Origin of the sequence: Bacillus sp. AP50 (assembly GCF_040492675.1) — a bacterium.
Classification (GTDB): domain Bacteria; phylum Bacillota; class Bacilli; order Bacillales; family Bacillaceae_G; genus Bacillus_A; species Bacillus_A cereus.
Genome location: NZ_JBEUTW010000415.1, coordinates 1 through 2,528 on the forward strand (window position 1 = coordinate 1; position 2,528 = coordinate 2,528).

Here is a 2,528-nt window from a genome sequence, read left to right on the forward strand (position 1 = left end):
GATATAAACATCTGATATTATTACCTGGTACTTAATATTATTCTATGTAAATTATAGATAAATAATTTAAAACACGATATAAATCTCCAGTTAGTGAAAGGAGTATCCTTTTTGCAAACAAATATACATTCTGAAAAGGAAACAATTATTTTTATTCATGGATTAGTTGGTAATCGTCGCGCCTTCAAAAAAGAGCAAAAACGATTTTCTGCCTCCTACAACATTATAACTTATGACTTATTAGGTCACGGTGATGATAAAGGAGAAGCAATCGACTTTTCATTACAGCGCCTCGTAGATCAATTATTAAACTTATATGAACAAGAAGGTATTAAAAAAGCACATATTTGTGCGCTAAGTTACGGCTGTTACATCTCTACAATTTTTGCACAAATGCATCCAGAAAAAGTATTAAGTATTTGTCATATTGGAGGACATTACAATAACCCTTCTCGTTTATATAATGTATTTCAAAATTTTTGGGAGAAGCGAGGAGATGAATACTCTAAATGGCTCTCTCAATACGCAAATACTATTTTTCCAAGCGGTATATTAAAAGCAAATCCGTTCGCAGTCATTTCAAGAAATATTTACTACCGTTTCGGATTACAATTACATTCATCCATAATTGCCCAGTCATTACGACATCGGTTAGAATTCGATTTAAAATCTAAATTAAAATCACTTCCTCACCCTATACTATGGGTAATGGGAGAGCATGATCATCTCTATAAATCTTGTCTATTTGATTTGAAATCTATTTTGCCTAACGTTCTATATAAGGAAATACCGTTAGCGGGACATGCAGCGAACTTATTTCGTCCTAACTATTTCCATGACTTATATGATCGATTTTTAAATGGAAAGTTAAAATAAAAACTATTAAACTTCCAATTTATTCAACTATAAAAAGGCTTCCCAAGTTTCCTTGGAAAGCCTTTTCTCTATACGAAAAGTATATAAAACTACTTTTTCTTAGTATGCTTTTGTGTAACCTAATAGGTGCTTGCTCCAGTAAGAGTTACTTACAGAACTAATACGTACACCAGTTGCATCTGTTTCTGCACTAATGAACTGACCGTTTCCTAAGTAAACACCCATGTGAGAAGGACCTGATTTATAAGTATTTTGGAAGTATACTAAATCACCTGGTTGTGGATTGCTAGTTTTTGTTTTAGAGCTCCAGTATCCAGCAACTGTTTGACGAGCGCCTTTATGACCAGTTTGATTTAATACGTAGTGAATGAATCCACTGCAGTCAAAACCAGCAGGTGTTGTACCAGCAGTTCTGTATGGTGAACCATTTAAAGATCTAGCGAATCCAGCGATTGAAGATGTATCTCCACCTGTTGTTGGTTTTTGTACGTCTTTACCTGGTTGTTGAACGTTATTTGTAACATTATTGTTATTTGTAACGTTGTTTACTCCGCCTTTTACAAACTTAACGAAGTCTGCACTTACGTAACCTGTGCGGCCGTTATGGTTAATTTTGTACCAACCATTTTCAGCACCAGTAACGTTTAATACTTTACCATTTGTTACTCCACCGATTACAGCGTTGTATGTAGCTGGGCCTGTACGTACTTTTAAAGCACCAGTGTTAACAACATAAGAACCACCAGTTTGAACTGTTGTAGTATTGTTGTTTGTAGTTGGTTGTTGTGTTTCGTTAGATACAGCAGAACCACCTTTTGTTACGAAGTCTTTGCTTACGTATCCAGTTCCACCATTGAAGTTGATTTTAAACCAATCTTGTACTTCACCTACAACTTGTACTGTTTTACCTTTGTTTACAGAACCTAATACTGTATGAGATGTACTTGGGCCTGTACGTACGTTAAGTGAAGAAACGTTTACTGTGTAAGTACCTGTTCCTTGTTGAACAGTCGTTCCTGTTTTGCCACCAGTCGTTACGAAGTCACCACTTACATAACCTGTTTGACCATTTACGTTTACTTTGAACCAACCATTTTCTTGTCCAACTACTTGTAGCACTTGGCCTGATTTTACTTTAGAAATAACGTTATGTCCTGTACCAGCACCTGAACGAACATTTAATACATCAGCAGTTACTGTGTATTTTAATTCAGAAGTTGTTTCTACAGTTTTTGTTTCAGTTACAGTCGTTTGAGTTTGAGTTTGAGTTTGAGTTTGTCCATTAATTTCTTTTAGCGCTTCATTTGAAACTTGTGCATGAGCAGAATCCATTCCTGGAACTGCAACGCCAGCTACAGAAGCTGCTGCTAAACCTGCAATTACTTTTTTCATAAGTTGTCTTTACTTCCTTTCCCTACTATCCTCTTAAAAAAAACTAAAACTTTAATACTTTACAATATTATCAAAGTAAAATATTCATCCAGTTCCATTTTTTAGCAAGAGTTTTATTTTTCACACAGAGTTCATTTTAAATGAACAAAGTGAAATCCGTGTGAACTTCATGTGAACTTTATCATTAAACACAGTGTTTTTGCAATGTTTTTTTCAAATTTCTTATATATCGCATGAAAATTCGACATTCTATTTAATAT

At 34.5% G+C, this 2,528-nt stretch carries 2 protein-coding genes; one reads left to right on the top strand and one right to left on the bottom strand.

The genetic code is table 11. The annotated features are described in order from the left end of the window. The first annotated feature begins 111 nt into the window (after positions 1-111). Complete coding sequence (locus tag ABWK52_RS23650; protein WP_001194306.1) at positions 112-876, top strand: alpha/beta fold hydrolase; 765 nt, start codon at positions 112-114, stop codon at positions 874-876. Positions 877-975: 99 nt separating this feature from the next. Here ABWK52_RS23650 and entFM read toward each other — a convergent pair whose 3' ends face one another. Continuing rightward, a complete protein-coding gene (gene entFM / locus ABWK52_RS23655) occupies positions 976-2,268 on the bottom strand; it encodes an enterotoxin EntFM (protein ID WP_000755498.1) in 1,293 nt (430 codons plus the stop codon). Positions 2,269-2,528: the final 260 nt, after the last annotated feature.